The organism is Streptomyces sp. NPDC047108, assembly GCF_040643575.1.
In the GTDB taxonomy this organism is placed as follows: Bacteria; Actinomycetota; Actinomycetes; order Streptomycetales; family Streptomycetaceae; genus Streptomyces.
This window is the reverse complement of the sequence record NZ_JBEYUP010000022.1, coordinates 17,324-32,689: the sequence shown is the minus strand read 5'-3', so window position 1 is coordinate 32,689 and position 15,366 is coordinate 17,324. Positions and strand designations below refer to the sequence as shown.

Annotated in this window: 18 protein-coding genes and 1 pseudogene; 9 read left to right on the top strand and 10 right to left on the bottom strand. The window is 71.8% G+C overall.

Annotated features, from left to right (window positions below):
• Positions 1-63: 63 nt before the first annotated feature.
• From ABZ822_RS28350 to ABZ822_RS28340, 3 genes are all read right to left on the bottom strand, one after another.
• Positions 64-522: a GNAT family N-acetyltransferase gene (locus ABZ822_RS28350; protein WP_360860321.1), complete on the bottom strand. Its 459-nt coding sequence runs from the start codon at positions 520-522 to the stop codon at positions 64-66.
• Between the two features lie 127 nt (positions 523-649).
• The gene (locus ABZ822_RS28345; RefSeq protein WP_360860318.1) at positions 650-1,000 is read right to left on the bottom strand and encodes a hypothetical protein; all 351 of its coding nucleotides are present in this window, start codon (positions 998-1,000) and stop codon (positions 650-652) included.
• Positions 1,001-1,080: 80 nt separating this feature from the next.
• Positions 1,081-1,644 (bottom strand): SigE family RNA polymerase sigma factor, encoded by a 564-nt coding sequence (locus ABZ822_RS28340; protein ID WP_360860315.1) that lies wholly within the window; start codon positions 1,642-1,644, stop codon positions 1,081-1,083.
• A gap of 553 nt (positions 1,645-2,197) precedes the next feature.
• Here ABZ822_RS28340 and ABZ822_RS28335 point away from each other — a divergent pair.
• Positions 2,198-2,845: a DUF4232 domain-containing protein gene (locus ABZ822_RS28335; RefSeq protein ID WP_360860313.1), complete on the top strand. Its 648-nt coding sequence runs from the start codon at positions 2,198-2,200 to the stop codon at positions 2,843-2,845.
• Positions 2,846-2,999: 154 nt separating this feature from the next.
• The gene (locus ABZ822_RS28330) at positions 3,000-3,383 is read left to right on the top strand and encodes a hypothetical protein (RefSeq protein ID WP_360860310.1); all 384 of its coding nucleotides are present in this window, start codon (positions 3,000-3,002) and stop codon (positions 3,381-3,383) included.
• Positions 3,384-3,504: 121 nt separating this feature from the next.
• Here the strand turns inward: ABZ822_RS28330 and helR are convergent.
• From helR to ABZ822_RS28315, 3 genes and pseudogenes are all read right to left on the bottom strand, one after another.
• A pseudogene (gene helR, locus ABZ822_RS28325) lies at positions 3,505-5,654 on the bottom strand (RNA polymerase recycling motor ATPase HelR).
• A gap of 415 nt (positions 5,655-6,069) precedes the next feature.
• The gene (locus ABZ822_RS28320; RefSeq protein WP_360860307.1) at positions 6,070-6,789 is read right to left on the bottom strand and encodes a TIGR03943 family protein; all 720 of its coding nucleotides are present in this window, start codon (positions 6,787-6,789) and stop codon (positions 6,070-6,072) included.
• The gene (locus ABZ822_RS28315; protein WP_360860304.1) at positions 6,786-7,796 is read right to left on the bottom strand and encodes a permease; all 1,011 of its coding nucleotides are present in this window, start codon (positions 7,794-7,796) and stop codon (positions 6,786-6,788) included. The genes ABZ822_RS28320 and ABZ822_RS28315 overlap by 4 nt, the downstream gene beginning before the upstream one ends.
• Before the next feature lie 412 nt (positions 7,797-8,208).
• On the opposite strand from ABZ822_RS28315, the gene ABZ822_RS28310 reads away from it, so the two are divergent.
• The 5 genes from ABZ822_RS28310 to ABZ822_RS28290 all read left to right on the top strand — a co-directional run bounded on the left by ABZ822_RS28310 (position 8,209) and on the right by ABZ822_RS28290 (position 11,727).
• The gene (locus ABZ822_RS28310) at positions 8,209-8,355 is read left to right on the top strand and encodes a hypothetical protein (protein ID WP_360860301.1); all 147 of its coding nucleotides are present in this window, start codon (positions 8,209-8,211) and stop codon (positions 8,353-8,355) included.
• A 213-nt stretch (positions 8,356-8,568) separates the two neighbouring features.
• Complete coding sequence (locus ABZ822_RS28305; protein ID WP_360860298.1) at positions 8,569-9,330, top strand: SDR family oxidoreductase; 762 nt, start codon at positions 8,569-8,571, stop codon at positions 9,328-9,330.
• 245 nt (positions 9,331-9,575) lie between these two features.
• Positions 9,576-9,998 (top strand): YciI family protein, encoded by a 423-nt coding sequence (locus ABZ822_RS28300; protein WP_360860295.1) that lies wholly within the window; start codon positions 9,576-9,578, stop codon positions 9,996-9,998.
• On the top strand, positions 9,991-11,136 hold the full coding sequence (locus tag ABZ822_RS28295) for a DUF6596 domain-containing protein (protein ID WP_360860292.1): 1,146 nt from the start codon (positions 9,991-9,993) through the stop codon (positions 11,134-11,136). The genes ABZ822_RS28300 and ABZ822_RS28295 overlap by 8 nt, the downstream gene beginning before the upstream one ends.
• Before the next feature lie 294 nt (positions 11,137-11,430).
• Positions 11,431-11,727 (top strand): hypothetical protein, encoded by a 297-nt coding sequence (locus tag ABZ822_RS28290; RefSeq protein ID WP_360860289.1) that lies wholly within the window; start codon positions 11,431-11,433, stop codon positions 11,725-11,727.
• Positions 11,728-11,805: 78 nt separating this feature from the next.
• Here ABZ822_RS28290 and ABZ822_RS28285 read toward each other — a convergent pair whose 3' ends face one another.
• The 3 genes from ABZ822_RS28285 to ABZ822_RS28275 all read right to left on the bottom strand — a co-directional run bounded on the left by ABZ822_RS28285 (position 11,806) and on the right by ABZ822_RS28275 (position 13,670).
• Complete coding sequence (locus tag ABZ822_RS28285; RefSeq protein WP_360860286.1) at positions 11,806-13,005, bottom strand: hypothetical protein; 1,200 nt, start codon at positions 13,003-13,005, stop codon at positions 11,806-11,808.
• An 81-nt stretch (positions 13,006-13,086) separates the two neighbouring features.
• The gene (locus ABZ822_RS28280) at positions 13,087-13,344 is read right to left on the bottom strand and encodes a hypothetical protein (protein WP_360860283.1); all 258 of its coding nucleotides are present in this window, start codon (positions 13,342-13,344) and stop codon (positions 13,087-13,089) included.
• A complete protein-coding gene (locus ABZ822_RS28275) occupies positions 13,341-13,670 on the bottom strand; it encodes a hypothetical protein (RefSeq protein ID WP_360860281.1) in 330 nt (109 codons plus the stop codon). Before ABZ822_RS28275 ends, ABZ822_RS28280 begins: the two co-directional genes overlap by 4 nt.
• Before the next feature lie 175 nt (positions 13,671-13,845).
• Here ABZ822_RS28275 and ABZ822_RS28270 point away from each other — a divergent pair, with 175 nt between their 5' ends.
• Positions 13,846-14,688, top strand: coding sequence for a helix-turn-helix transcriptional regulator (locus tag ABZ822_RS28270; protein ID WP_360860278.1), 843 nt, complete (start codon positions 13,846-13,848; stop codon positions 14,686-14,688).
• Positions 14,670-14,879 carry a DUF397 domain-containing protein gene (locus ABZ822_RS28265; protein WP_360860275.1) on the top strand — a complete coding sequence of 70 codons (210 nt, stop codon included), beginning with the start codon at positions 14,670-14,672 and terminating at the stop codon, positions 14,877-14,879. Before ABZ822_RS28270 ends, ABZ822_RS28265 begins: the two co-directional genes overlap by 19 nt.
• 82 nt (positions 14,880-14,961) lie before the next feature.
• On the opposite strand, the gene ABZ822_RS28260 is transcribed toward ABZ822_RS28265, so the two are convergent.
• Positions 14,962-15,294: a plasmid stabilization protein gene (locus ABZ822_RS28260; protein WP_360860272.1), complete on the bottom strand. Its 333-nt coding sequence runs from the start codon at positions 15,292-15,294 to the stop codon at positions 14,962-14,964.
• Positions 15,295-15,366 lie beyond the last annotated feature (72 nt).

Below are 15,366 nucleotides of genomic sequence, written 5' to 3'. Positions count from 1 at the left end.
GGCGCCTCCACCCGGCGGAACACCGATGCGACGCGAGGCGGACGTGAACGCGGGTCCGCAGGTTCAGACGAGTGGGCGCTCGTAGACGAGAAATCCTTCGTGGCGCGCCACACGGTCGTAGAGAGCGCGGGCAGTGGAATTGTCCGCGTGGGTCTGCCAGTACAGCTTCTCCGCGCCCGCCTTCCGGGCCGCGTCGGCCGTTGCCTCGATGAGTGCCCGGCCCACCCCGCGCCCTCGGGAGGAGGGGGAGGTGAAGAGGTCCTCGAGGTAGCAGTTGGTCCCTTCGGCCCAGGTCGACCGGTGCAGGATGTGGTGGCAGATGCCGACCAGAGTGCCGTCGGCCCAGGCTCCCAGTCCGCCCACGGGTTCCGCCGGGTCGCAGATGCGGGCCCATGTCAGGTCGTTGATGCGGGGAGGCAGGGCGTGCTCGTAGAAGTCCAGGTAGCCCTGCCACAGAGGGTCCCAGGCATCGCGGTCCCCGGGTGACAGGGGGAGTACGTCCAGGCTGGCGGGAGTCGGCATGGTTCCTCGCGGTTCGGTCGTGTGCGGCTGCCCCCAGCATGGCAGCCGGTCCCGGCGACCGAAGTGAGCCCGATGTTCGGCGAGGTGAGCCGCAACGGCTCCCGGCGGCCCGCCGATCAGGTGGGGCTCAGCGCCATCCGGCGTCGGCGGACCGGGTCGCGCCGCGCGCGGTGAGGCCGTTGTGCCGAGAGGGCTCCAGGCTCTTCATGCGGTGCAGTTGGACGTCGTACTCGGTCGCCATGTCGGCGATCCCGGCCGCCCAGTCGGCCAACTCGCGGGCGGTGTGCGCGATGGCTTTCCCGCTGGTGAGGTGGCGGTCGCGGAAGCGGACCAGGCGAGCGACCTGCTGACCGGTCCCATGGCCCAGCGCCCGGTAGGCCTCGGAGATCTCCATGATGGCTTCGGTGAGTCCGGCTGCGTTCCGGGTGACGGTCTCCGCAAGGCAATCGTGGTCGTCCGGGGTCATTTCGGCGCTCATACTGGGACCCTCCCAGGCCGGGCCCCTTCGAGGCACTACTCAAAAAATTGGGCACCACAGGCTGTAGCGGCGGGGCTGGGTTATGAGGGGAGCCTCACTCCGGAGGAGGGCGAGTCCGGTGCGAGCCGGTGCCCGACCCCGTCCGCACCGTTCTCCAGGCGCCGCCGCAGGGCGGCCAGGGACCGGTGGCTCATCGACTTCACCGCTCCGCGGGTGATGCCCATGGCCCTGGCGATCTCCGCCTCCGACAGCCCTGCCCAGTACCGCAGGACCAGGATCTCCTTCTGGCGGGGAGCCAGCCGGTGCAGCGCCGTCAGCAGTTCGCGGTGCTCGAAGCTCAGCAGGACCTCGTGCTCCGCCGAGGGGGCGTGCTGCTCCCGTTCCGGGCGCAACGCGTTGGCCACCCGGCGTCGTCTGATCACCGAGCGGGCCTTGTTGACCACCGCTCGCCGGATGTAGGGCGCCATGCTGGTGGCGTCGTGGAGGGAATGCCGTCTGTGCCACACGGCCGCAAAGGCGTCCTGAACGACGTCCTCGGCCGTCGGCAGGTCGCCCACCAGCAACGCGGCCAGCCGTACGAGGGGAAGCCGGTGGGCCCTGTAGAGGTGACCCAGTGGGGCGCCCGGCTCCTGGAGCCCGGACATCGGCGGCACCTCGTCCGTGCGCGCGACGTCCTGGTCTGCCTGAAGGGGGTGACTCAGCCCGGCCGGCACGGGGGAGCGGTGCTCGAGCGGCGGCCACGTCCACTCATTCCATCATCTGGTTCCATGCTTTAACGATATGGAGTGCAGGTGGCCCTTTGTCGAGCGCTCCGCACCGACGGACAGGGCGCGGCGGGAAATTGAGTAGTGGTCCGTCGAGCCCGATCCGGCCCCTCGGGGCGTGGCACTCCCGAAGATCCGGCGGGACGAGCTGCCCGGTCGCTCCCGCGGCATCACCACGGGCTCTACGGGGCGGGAGCGGGCTTCGGTTCCCTGCGGGGAGCCCGTGGACCGGCGCCCGCCCGGGAGCTCCGCCGGGGTGTCGGTGGATGCTGTGCCCGAACGGTCGGCGGCCGGTGGAGCCTTGGTGAAGGACTCGGTCGGCCACCAACCAAGAGCCGCGGGGTTCGATCCTGCCTACGTGATGTGGTCATGCCCCACACGACACGGAAGGGCCTGACTTGGAGACCGAACGTACCGAGAGGAAGAAACCCCCATGCGACGTCGAGCCGGCATCATCACCGCGGGCAGTGTGCTTCTGGCGGCTGTGAGCCTCACTGCCTGCGGGCCCGAGGACGGCAAGGCAGCGGACAGCGGAAAGAGCTCCTCCTCGCCTGCCTCGTCGGAGGGAAAGACCGGCGGACAGGGCGACGAGAACGGCTCGGGCAAGGAGAACGGATCGGGCGGTGGCTCCGGTGACTCCGAGGCCGCGGACTCCTGCACCACCGAGAACACCGAGCTGACCTTCGTCGTCGTCAAGCACGGCAACGAGATGGAAGATGCCAAGTCCGAGCTGCGGCTCACCAACACCGGGTCCAACACGTGCACCATCGTCGGTTTCTCGACCTTGAACGCGAAGGACATCACCGGCAAGCCCGCCACTGTCGCGACCGACAACATGGACGCGAACAACGACGCCGTCGACGTGGCACCCGGCAAGTCCGCCGTCGCGACCGTCGAGTACCCGGACTTCGCCAACGACGGCACGGGCAGTGAGGAATGTCCCCTCGAGGCCCACGAGGTGGAGATCGCCCTGCCCAAGGACGAGAGCCGCACCGTCGAGGTCACGCGAGAGGGCGGCGAGATGTCGTCCTTCTCGGTCTGCGCCCCGGACAAGGTGAAGTTCGGCGCCTTCAGCAACTGACCTCCGCGCGCCCCGGGCCCCGGACCGGGGGCGCGCCCGTCGTCCGGCGCGCCGTGCAGATGCGCTGCCCCTGTCCTGGTGGCTCTTGGCGGGCTGGAGTATTCCTGGCTCAGGCGCCGGGAGGTCGCCCGGGCTAGCCTTGCGGGTCGGGGGGATGAGCGTGGATCTGCGGGATGCGTGCACGCACTGGGAGGACGAGCGGCACCGGAGTCGTACGTTCGTCGGCTGCGGATGCGACTGCGAGTCCTGCACGGGGGCCGAGAGCGAGTCGCGGGAGCTCGACAGGCTCGGTGCACCGCGGGTCGGTCAGGAACGGCGGATCGTGCAACCGGATGCCCAGGACAACGGGCAGGTCGGCATCGTGATCAGCCGTTACCTCATGGACGCGCTGGATGCTGAGGAGACCGAGAGCCAGGAAGGCATCTGGGTCACCCTCTCCCTTCCGCCGTTGCACCTCCGCAAACCCCACAGGCGGCGGAAGAAGGAGCCCCGGCGACGCGAGTGGATGGGGCACGTCACCTGGACCGCTCCGGTCTGAGGCCGCTGGTCGTGCCAGCCCCGGACCGGCCCCGACAGGCCGTCCGTTGCCGAACCAACTCCCGTCGCTGCACAGCCCAGGGAACTGTGCGGACGGGGAGAGGGCGTTCGTCGGGCGGGTTTCAGGTGCTGGTGAGGATGACGAGCTGCCGCGTCGCGCGGGTCATCGCGACATAGCGGTCGACCGCCCCTTCGATGCCGTCGCCGAACTCCTCCGGGTCGACCAGGACGACCAGGTCGAACTCCAGCCCCTTCGTCAACTCCGGGGTCAGCGACCGGACACGGGGCGTCGGCCGGAACGTGGGGTCGCCGACGACGCAGGCGGTCCCGTCGGCGTGCGCGGCCAGCCAGGAGTCGAGGATCGCGTCCAGCTCCGTAGTGGATCCGTGGACGACCGGGAGGTCACCGCCGCGGATGGAGGTCGGCACGTTCGCGTCCGGGAGCACCGCCCGGATGACGGGCTCGGCCTCGGCCATGATGCCCTCCGGCGTCCGGTAGTTGATGCTCAGGGAGGCCAGGTTGATCCGGTCGAGCCCGATCCGCTCGAGCCGCTCCTGCCACGACTCCGTGAACCCGTGCCTGGCCTGGGCGCGGTCCCCGACGATGGTGAAGCTCCGCGACGGGCACCGGAGCAGCAGCATCTGCCACTCCGCGTCGGTCAGCTCCTGCGCCTCGTCCACGACGATGTGGGCGAACGGGCCGGCGAGCAGGTCCGGGTCGGCGACGGGGAGGGAGGTCTCGTCGATCAGGCTGTCCTGCAGGTCCTTCCCGTGCAGCATCGTCACCGCGCCCTCACCGTCGTCGTCGGCCGCGATCACGTCGGCGATGACGTCGGCCATACGGGCGCGTTCGGCGGCGACGGCTGCCTGGCGCCGGCGCTGCCGTCGTGCCGCCTGCGGGTCGCCGAGTCGCTGCCGTGCCGCGTCCAGGAGCGGCAGGTCGGACACCGTCCAGGTCTGGGGCGCGTCCTGCGCTGCAGCTTCCGGACCTCGTCGGGGCCGAGCCACGGGGCGCACAGGCGCAGGTAGGCGGGGACCTCCCACAGGTCTCCGACGAGGTCGGCCGCCTCGATCAGCGGCCACGCGCGGTTGAGGGTGGTGACCAACTCCTCGTCGTGCAGCAGCGATCTGCGGAACTGGTCGGGCGGGACGTCGGTGTCGAGCTTGTCCATGAGGATCGTGAGCAGTTCCTCCAAGATCTGTTCGCGTGCCTCGTTGTGCGGCGTACCTGGTTCGGGCGCCGCGAACGCCTCGGCCCAGTCGCCGGCGCTCAGCCGGAGGTCGGCCCAGTCGGTCGTGACCGTCATCCCCTCGGCGGGCGGCTCCTCGTAGAACCGGACCGCCGTCTCGATCGCCCGCACCATGTCCGCGGACGACTTCAGCCGGGCGGCGTCCGGATCGGTCTCGATCGCCGCCCCGGCTCCCTCGGCCACCAGGTCCCGCAGCGTGCAGGTCTGCACGCTCTCCTCGCCGAGGCTGGGGAGGACGTCGGCGACGTAGGCCAGGTAGGGCTGGTGCGGACCGACGAACAGCACGCCGCCGCGGCGGTGACCGAGACGGGGGTCGGAGTGGAGGAGGTAGGCGGCGCGGTGCAGGGCGACGACGGTCTTCCCCGTACCCGGACCGCCGTCGACGACGAGGGCGCCGCGGGAGCCCGCGCGGATGATGGCGTCCTGGTCGGCCTGGAGGGTGCCGAGCACGTCCCGCATCCGCGGGGACCGGTGGTCGCCCAGTCCGGCGATGAAAGCCGACTGGTCGTCCAGCGCGGCGTGCCCGGCGAACCCGTCAGGGGTGAACACCTCGTCCCAGTAGTCGCTGATCAGCCCGCCGGTCCAGCGGTACCGGCGGCGGCTCGCCAGCCCCATCGGATCGGCGTGGGTGGCTCCGAAGAACGGTTCGGCGGCGGGGGAGCGCCAGTCGACGAGGAGCCGTCGGCCTTCGCTGTCCGTGAGGCCGAGACGTCCGACGTACACGGGGTCGGGGCGGTCCGCTTCGACCATCCGTCCGAGGCAGAGGTCCAGGCCGAAACGGCGCAGGGTCCGCAGACGAGCGGTCAGCTGGTGGATCTCGATGTCACGGTCCATCGCCTCCCGGCCCAGACCACCGGGCGCCCTGCGCAGGTCGTCGAGGCGGCCGGACACATCGGCGATCGACTGCTCGAGGCACGTCGCCAGGGCCGCGAAGTGCCGCTCGTCGGCGGCGATCAGGGCCGGGTCGGCCTTGGGGGAGAGGCGGTCGGGAAGGCCGAACGCACGGGTGGTCACGGGATTCACGTCAACAGCTCCGATCTGCGGCCGCTTGCGGCCATGGCGCGCGGCACTCCGCCCGGACCGGCGTGAGGGGCCCGGGTGCGTGGCCGTGGGAACGACTCATCGCCTGACGCGCACCTGTGGCTGCGGCTGTGGCTGCGGCTGTGCAGTGGCGGTGGCCGTGGCCGGTTCAGGTCGTCAGGTCTCGTACGTGGTCTGTGGGCTGGGGTCTGGGGCTGGGGTCTCGGGTGTGGCTCGACGCTCGTGCGACAGCACACGCACCGCGCAACTCCTGTTTCCCCCGGTTCCGGTGTCGGCGGTCGATTCTGCGGCACGACCGGGGCCTTGCTGCAAGCCCCCCGGTGCGCTATACGTTGAGAGTGGCAAGGAGGGCTTTCACTCCTTGCCTTTGTTCTTGGCCGTGGCGGTGTTCGGGCCGCTAGCCACCCCAGCTCTCGTACGGGTCGCTGGGCTCCGGGACCGGCCTGGCCCGGTCGATGTCGAAGTACGGGATCACGCCACCGCCCACCGGGTCCTTGGTGCGGCGGTCCGTGTAGCTGCCGGAGACTTCGAGCCAGGTGTCGGGTTGCAGGACGGGCGGGGTCCGTCCGGAGAGACCGACCTTGACCGGTTGGCCGTCGGCGGCACAGCAGTTGAGGACCATGCGCGTCAGGTACGGACGTCCCTCGCGGTCGAGGGTGACGAAGCCGGTCAGCGTGATCCGCCGGTCGTCGAGCCCGCGCCCGTGGTCGTAGGCGGCACGACCCGCGTAGTCGAGGACACCGAGGCGCAGAGGGCCGTGAGCGGGCAGGGCCGGGAAGCCCCACGGCTTCTGCAGCGCGGTGCCGGTGCGCGTCGCGCTGTACGAGCCGAGCGCGGGCGGGGCTACGAGGACGAGGGCGAGCAGGGGCAGCACCATGAGCCAGGAGACCGCCGGTTCGCGATGACCCCCGCGCTCCCTGCCGCCCGGGTCCGGGCGGGAGCGCCGGAGTTCGTACCAGAGGGTCGCCACGGCGGCCGCGACGAGGACCGCCCCGGCCACGATCAGCAACGGGCGCAACCCGGCCTTCACATAGCGCAGGTACTGGTCGGTGAAGCCCGTACGGAGCAGTGCCGCGCCGAGGAGGAACAGGACGGCCGTCTGAGCGTGCCGGTTCACAGGACCACCGCCCCGACGACGGCCGACACCAGGACGGCCAGGACGAAGGTGACGGGAGCGAATCGCACCGCGAATCCCCGGCCGAACGTCGCCGTCTGCATCGCGAAGAGCTTCAGATCGATCATCGGCCCGACGACCAGGAACGCCAGCCGCGCGGTGAGCGAGAACTGCGACAGGGACGCGGCCACGAAGGCGTCGGCCTCCGAACAGATCGACAGCAGCACCGCGAGAACCGCCAGCGCGAGGATCGCGACGACGGGGTTGCCGGCCGCGGACTGCAGCCAGTCCGCCGGGACAAGGGACTTGAGGGCGGCCGCGGCCATCGCGCCGATCACGAGGAAGCCGCCGGCGTGCATCACGTCGTGCCGTACGGACGCCCAGAACGCCGCGCCCCTGCGCAGGCCCTCCGTCGACGGATGGGCCGGTGGCCGCACCCATTCGGCCCGGCCCAGCCGCTGCCACAGCCAGCCCATCGTGCACGCGACGAGCAGACTCGCCACGAAGCGGGCGAGGACCATCTCCGGATTCCCGGGGAACGCCACGGCGGTCGCGGTGAGCACGATCGGGTTGACCGCCGGGGCGGACAGCAGGAACGCCAGCGCCGCCGCGGGCGGCACACCCCGGCGTACCAGGGATCCGGCCACCGGCACGGAGGCGCACTCGCAGCCGGGCAGGACCGCCCCGGCCATCCCGGCAGCCGGTACGGCAAGGGCAGTTCGGCGCGGCAGCGCCCGCGTGAAGAACGAGGGCGGCACGAACACCGCGATGACCGCCGACAGCAGCACACCGAGTACGAGGAAGGGCAGGGCCTGGACGACCACGGCGACGAAGACCGTCATCCAGCTCTGCACCGCGGGACCGGACAGCGCCCGGCGGATCGGCCCCTGCAACGCCACGCCCAGGAGCAGCAGCATGGTGAGGGCGAGGGACGAGTTGAACCGCCGGCCCGCAGGATCGGGCCCCCTGCCGCGGCCGGTCCGGGTCGGTGCCGATTCGGTGGCGGTCACGGGTGAAGTACCTCCTGCGGGACGGACGTCGTCGGGGCGGAACCAGCCGGCGGAACCAGCGGGGCGGACCCGCACGGCGGCACCGGCGGGGCGGAGCCGGCGGAGCGGGTTCCTGTCCACCTCAGTACGCCTGTCGCGCCGCAGAGATTCACCGCTTGCTCACCTCACCCGGGGCGAGAGCCGTACGGGTTGGCCGACATCGTGTGCGTGAGCCGCGCATCGGCGGGCACCCGGGGATGAAGCGCTCGAGATCCAGGGGCTCGAGCGCCATCGGTCCCCGCGGAGGACGAACGGCACGGCGGGGACCGCGTAGGGCAGGGGGTGGGCTCCGGCGCAGGATCAGGGGGAACTCGGAGCCCACCGCCTGCCCCTCTCCTCCGATGCGGGGAAAGATCCCGGAAAGGGGCCGGCCGTGGTGGTCGTGCTGGTGTCGCTGCTCGTACCCGCTCTGATGCTCGTAGCCGTCGTATTCCTGGGCCGCTACGACGAGTTGATGCTCGGTGATCGCCGCACGAGATCGCTGCCCGACGGGGGACGGGGCCGGACGCGCCTGACCTGACCGTCATCGTCGGGTAATCGCTCGCTCACTCTCCATTCATGGCGACGCTCACGGTCGGAGGTCCGTCCGTCGGCCGGGGGCCCCGGGCCGGGAAGCGATCAGCGGCCCGCGGCGCGAGAATGAGGGCGTGACCGACGGCCGGAGGCGATACTGCCGGGCAGCGGGCCTCCCCCGGCCGCGACGTGCAGACGTCCTCCGGAGGGGAGCCTCGTCATGACTGCCGCCCCCGGCCTCCCCGGCACCCGTCTCCAGCCCGACCTCACGGGTCGGACGGTCGTGGTGATCGGCGCCAGCGCGGGGATGGGACTCGAAACCGCTCGCCAGGTACGCGCGTGCGGCGGCCGGCTGGTGCTGGTCGCCCGTAACCCCGACCGGCTCCAGCACGCCGCGGACGAGCTCCACCCCCTGAGCACGGCGGCCTTCGACGCCACCGACACCGACAGCCTCCGGCGGTTCTTCGAGGGCCTGCCGGGCCCGGTCGACCACGTGATGGTCACGGCCGGCGCGCCCTCCTACATGCCCTTGGCCGACATGGACCTCGCCGCCGCCCGGCGTGATGTCGATCAACGCTTCGCGACGACCCTCGGGGTCGCCGTCCACAGCCGCGGCAAGGTCCGGGCCGGAGGCACGCTGCTGTTCATCGGCGGTACGGGCGGTCGGCGGCCCGGCGTCGGCATGTCCGTCGTGTCCGCCCTCACGGCGGCTCTGCCCGCGCTCGTCGCCAATCTGGCGCTCGAACTCGCGCCGGTCCGGGCCAACCTCATCGCCGCCGGATTCGTCGACACTCCCCTGTCCGCGTCGCTCCTGGGCGAGCAACTGGAGACCCGGCGCCAGGAGTTGCGCTCCACGCTGCCCATCCGGCGGGTCGTCGGCCCGGCGGACATCGCCGCTCTGGCCGTGCACATCATGGTCAACGACGCGCTCACCGGCGCCACGTACGACATCGACGGCGGCCAGCAGCTCATCGCCCAATGACCGCGCCGAGGGGCAGCCGCCTCCCGCGCGGAGTCCAGTGCCACGGCCCGTCGCCCACCGCCACGGCCCGCACCCGTCGCGGCCGCGCGCCCGCGCCCTGACCGGGGCGCCGCGAACCGGCTCACCACAGGCGCCTCGAAGCAAGCCGAAAAACTTCGGCCGGAGATGTCGAGAACCCGTGGCCCGCTCCGTCCCTGGTATGAACGCGACCAGAATGGGCCGCACCACCACCGAGGAGAACCACCATGGCCAAGTACCTGCTGCTGAAGCACTACCGCGGCGCTCCGGCTTCGGTCAACGACGTCCCCATGGACCAGTGGGCGCCGGAGGAGGTCACGGCGCACGTGCAGTACATGAACGACTTCGCGGCCCGGCTGGAGAAGACCGGCGAGTTCGTCGACGGTCAGGCGCTCGCCCCCGAGGGACAGTGGGTCCGGTACGACGGTGAGGGCCGCCCGCCGGTCACCGACGGCCCGTTCGCCGAGACCAAGGACCTCATCGCCGGCTGGATGGTGATCGACGTCGACAGCCACGAACGGGCGGTCGAGCTGGCCGGGGAACTGTCCGCCGCACCCGGGGCGGGCGGGAAGCCGATCCACGAATGGCTCGAACTGCGCCCCTTCCTGGGCGCGCCGCCCACCACCTCGGACTGCGCCTTCCATGGATGAGGCTCTGCTTCGGAGCCTGACGCCCAGCGTGCTCGCCGTCCTCGTCCGCCGCGGAGCCGACTTCGCGGCGGCCGAGGACGCCGTGCAGGACGCCCTCGTCGAGGCCCTCCGGACCTGGCCGGCCGACCCTCCGCGGGACCCGAAGGGCTGGCTGGTCACCGTGGCCTGGCGCCGGTTCCTCGACGCCACCCGCGCGGACGCCGCCCGCCGCCGCCGCGAGGACCGTCTCGACGAGGAGCCGGCCCCCGGGCCCGCGCCCGCGGTGGACGACACGCTGCAGCTCTACTTCCTGTGCGCCCACCCGTCGCTGACGCCGTCGTCCGCCGTCGCGCTCACCCTGCGCGCCGTCGGCGGGCTGACCACCCGCCAGATCGCCCAGGCGTACCTGGTGCCCGAGGCGACCATGGCGCAGCGCATCAGCCGGGCCAAGCGCACCGTGTCCGGCGTCCGGTTCGACCGGCCCGGCGACGTCACCACCGTGCTGCGCGTCCTCTACCTGGTCTTCAACGAGGGCTACTCCGGCGACATGGACCTCGCCGCCGAGGCCATCCGGCTCACCCGCCGACTCGCCGCCGCGATCGACCACCCCGAGGTGGCGGGGCTGCTCGCCCTCATGCTGCTCCACCACGCCCGGCGCGCCGCCCGGACGGCGCCCGACGGCAGCCTCGTACCGCTCGCCGAGCAGGACCGCGGCCGGTGGGACACGACATCGATCGCCGAGGGCGTCGAGATCCTGCAGACAGCTCTTGCCCGCGACCGGCTGGGCGAGTTCCAGGCCCAGGCCGCCATCGCGGCACTCCACGCCGACGCGCCCACCGCCGAGGAGACGGACTGGGTGCAGATCGTCGAGTGGTACGACGAGCTCGCGCGCCTGACCGACAGCCCGGTCGTCCGGCTCAACCGCGCTGTCGCCGTCGGCGAGGCCGACGGTCCGCGCGCCGGGCTCGCGGCCCTCGGGGCGCTGGACGACCAACTGCCCCGCCACACCGCGGCGGCGGCGTACCTCCACGAGCGCGACGGCGACCTGGCGACGGCGGCACGGCTGTACGCGGAGGCGGCACGGAAGGCCCCCAACCTCGCGGAACGCGACCACCTGACGCGCCAGGCCGCCCGGCTCAACACCCGCCGCTCCCGCTGACCCGCCGCTCCCGCCCACCGCCGCCGCCGGGCTCCTTCCGCAGCACCGGCCGCAACCCCGTGACCAATCACGCAGGCCGGTCACCGCGGCACGGGCACCAGATCTTCCCCCTCCGGCCGTGCGCCGGTACTCCCCGCGGAGTACCGGCAGGGGCCCGCCCGCACGCTCCCGGTGTACGGAACTGTCCACCGTGGCCGGATGTGCACGCCCCTCGTCCCGACGAGTCTGGGATACGGCGATGTTCCTCGCGCGGGCCATGCGCGGGACTCGGGATCGGAGCCGGAGCGCTGATTGATGATGGACAGCTATTACGTCGACCCTTCCGAACGTGCACAGGCGGAAGTCGTGCCGGTGGAGCGGTTCGGATTCGCGGAGGACGGCTCCGCGGGGTGGTGGGAGGTGACGCTGCCGATCATCACGGCGGACGGACACCCGGGCACCCATACGTTCGTCACGTGTGCCACGACCGCGGACGAAGCCTTCAACACCGCCGTCCGCGACGCCGTGACGCCCAAGGCGCGGCGCAGACGTCGCGACGCGGACATCGACACCACGGTGGCCTTCGTCGTCCCGAGAACGGAGCAGGACTAGGCAGGAGCGGACGAGCGCCGGGCGCGCGGCCCCGGCGGGCCTTCATCGGTCTGGTCGCCGGCACTGTTCGGCTTGCGCTCACCGCTCCAGGTGGGCGATCACCGATCTGCTCGTGGGATTCCCGCCCTGGGAGACGTCGACCGAGCCGACGCCGAGGACGGTGTCGGTGCCGGGGACCGCGGTGATGGCATGGAGCCGGAGCGACTGCCGCGCGTCCGGGCTGATGCCGCCGCCGCTCGGCAGCTCCGGCTGCGCGATCCCTTCGCAGTCGCCGTCCGCCGAGCGGTACCACTTCGCGCCGAGGACCGACCCGCGGTCACCGTCGCGCACCGCACGGCCACGCTCGGCACACGCCCCCTCCGCGTTCGGCAGCTTGGTCCAGCCGGTGCCGTTCCAGCGCAGCCGGATGCCCTGCTCCGGAGGGTCGGGCTCGTCGTCCTCGCTGACGGAGGTGAGCTCGCCGTACGCCCGTACGTCGTCGTCTCCCAGCGCGACCACCTCGGTGAGGTAGGCCGTCTGCTCGGGCGCCGGGACGCCGTAGCGGTACCCGGGCGTCGGTACGGACTTCCACGCCCGGCCGTCCCAGTGCGCCGCGGCGGGCTGGGCGTACCGGCCTTCCGGGTCCCCGCCGGGGTCCCGGTCGCGGGAGCCGACGGCCCACACGTCGTCCGGCGCGACGCCGTCGAGCGCGCCCGCCGTGACGGGAAGATCCAGGGCGGTCCAGCGGGCGCCGTCCCAGTGGTACGCCCTCGTCCCGCCGCCGAGGACCCAGATGTCGTCAGGAGCGAAGGCCCTGACATCGGCGATCCGGGGGTCGTCGGGAAGCCGGGGCACCGGCGTCCAGCGCGTGCCGTTCCAGTGCGCCATCCGCGGGGCGCCGAGGTCCCGCGCGCTCGCCGTCAGCAGGACCCCGCCGGAGTCCACGGCGTCGAAGCGCGCCTCGTGGACGCTGCGGCCGAAGGACTCCGGCATCGGACGACGCTCCCAACCGGTGCCGTCGTCGTGCAGGAGGAACCCGTCGTCGGCCGAGTCGTCCCCGTCCCCGTCGCGGTCGGTGGCATCGGTGGCATCGGTGGCGTTGCCCACCACCCAGATGTCGTCGTCGGCGGTGGCGATGACGTCCGACAGCCGGCCCGTTTCCGGACCGCGGAACACCTTGTCGTACGTCCAGGCCATGTCGGGGCCGATCAGGGCGCGTATCCCCAGCACGGCGACGAACAGGAGCAGCAGCACGATGAGGGCCACGTTGACCTTGACCATGCGCCCGCTGTCGTACACCTGCCCCCGCCCCCACCCGAAGCGCTGTCGTGGCCGCTCAGCGTACTCGGTGCCTGTGACGGTGGCCTTTGCCCGGATCGCTCAGCGGCCGTCCTTGCGGCTGCGGGCGTTCGCCTCCGCGACGCGGGCGCTCAGCAGTTCCGCCTGACTGATCAGCCGGACGCGGCCGGGCTCGGCGTCCCACTCGCGGCCGCCGCCGAGCGGACGGAGCTGGAGGTACGGCCCCTCCCGTCCCATGACGACCCCGACGCGGTCGCGTTCGGTGTCCCGGACCGGGACACCGACGGCCGGTTCCGGGGGCGGGTCACCGGCGGGAGGGGACTGCGGTCGTCCGGTCACCGCTCGGCGCCCTTCGCGATCACAGCGGCCAGGGCGTGGGCCACGGGGGCGGAGCAGACGCCGAGGTGCACGAGGGCATAGCGGGCGGCCCGTCCTGCGTCGCAATCGTGGTCGTCCCCCGCTGCTGCGTCCTGCCAGGGCACGCGGACGTCCATGGAAGGGAGTTGCATACCTGCGAGCGTGAGAGCGGAGGCGAGGGCGTCGCGGGCCTCGACCGCCTCCCGGACCTTCCCCCCTGCCGGGGGCGGCGCGGGGGAGGCCACGGGATCGTCGGTCGTCCGGCCGTGGTCCTCGTCCTCGGTGACGGCGGTGCCCCGGGTCGTCATGAGCGTGCTCCATCGGTCGTTCCTCACGGGATCGGCTGCCCCGGCCGCACGATGTGGCTTACGGTGCGTGATGGGGGCGCTACGAGAATGGCTCCGTCTCCGGGCCGACACACCGTCGAGGCGAGCTGCTTCCCCGCAGGACAGCGCAAGTTCCACACCTTCCACGGAGGGCACCATGCCGACCAGGCGAGCGGTCACGGGCCGCAGCCGCGAACCCCGAGCCCGGTTCGCCGAGGAGCTGCGGCTCCTGCGCACCCAGCGCGGCGACAGCCTGCGGCAGCTCGGCGAACGGCTGGGCTGGGACTGGTCGTTGTTCGGCAAGATGGAGAACGGTGAGACGCTGGGCGGCCCCGAAGTCGTCCAGGCCCTCGACCAGCACTACGGGACGCCGGGACTGCTGCTGGCGCTCTGGGAACTGGCGGTGAGCGACCAGACCCAGTTCCGCGAGCGGTACCGCCGGTACATGGCGCTGGAGGCGGAGGCCACCAGCCTCTGGCACTTCGCGGTGAGCGTGCTCCCTGGACTGCTGCAGACGCCGGAGTACGCGCGGGAAGTCCTCGCCGCGGGCGGCCTCAAGGGCGAGGAGCTGGAGCAGCAGGTGGAGGCCCGGATGGGTCGGTGCGAACGGCTGGAGGGGGACGATGCGCCGCCGTTCCGCACGATCCTGTCGGAGGCAGTGCTGCGGACGCCCCTGCGCGATGCGGGGGAGTGGCGGGGGCAGTTGGAGTATCTGGGGACCTTGGTCGAGCGCGGAGCGGTAACTCTTCAGGTGCTGCCGTTCAGCGCGGGACTCTACGGCTTGGACAGCACTGCCGTGATGTTTCTGCGCTTGCCCGACGGGCGTACTGTGGCGTACGCCGAGAACGCCTATCGCGGTGAGCTGATCGAGGAAAACGTGCCGGTCGATCGGCTGCAACGTGCCTACGATGCGGTGCGCGATTTGGCGTTGTCCCCGGCCGAATCGCGGAAGTTCGTCCTGCGCCTGTTGGAGGAAGTGCCGTGTGTCCCGTTGACCTGAGCGTTGCTACCTGGCGCAAGAGCAGCTACAGCAACTCGGACGGAGGCGAATGCATCGAGGTCTCCGACGACTTCGCCGCCGTCGTCCCTGTGCGTGACAGCAAGGACCCGCAGGGCCCGGTGCTCGTGTTCCCGGAGGGCGGTTGGTCCTCGTTCGTCGAGGCCGTGAGGAACGGCGAGTTCGGCGTCTAGCACACCCAACGACTCGGCCCCCGCGACCGGTTGACGGACTCGCGGGGGCCGGTCAGGGCCGCGCCGGATTCTGCGGGTCGGATCAGCGGCCCAGCGCCTTGGCGAGTTCGTCCTTGGTCATCGAGGAGCGGCCTTCGATGTTCTTCTTCCTGGCCTCGTTGTAGAGCTGGTCGCGCGTTGGACCCTTTGGTCCTGTGCCTTTGCCGGACCGCTCGCCGCCTCTCTGGGGTGCGGACTTGGGGTCCTGTGTGGACGTGCGGCCGGCGGTCTTCGCTTCACCGGAACGCGCGCGCTCCTTGTTCACCGTACGGGCGGCGATCTCCTTGGCCCTGGCGGCCGAGGCGCCCCTCTCCTCCTGGCTCTCCTTGATCCGTTCGTACTGCCGTTCACGCTTCTGGCTCGACCCTGCGGGCATGGCGATACCTCCTGGTCCGGTAGCGGTCATCGGGTTCCACGTCGGCTCCCGGTCATGCGTCCACGGCAGGAG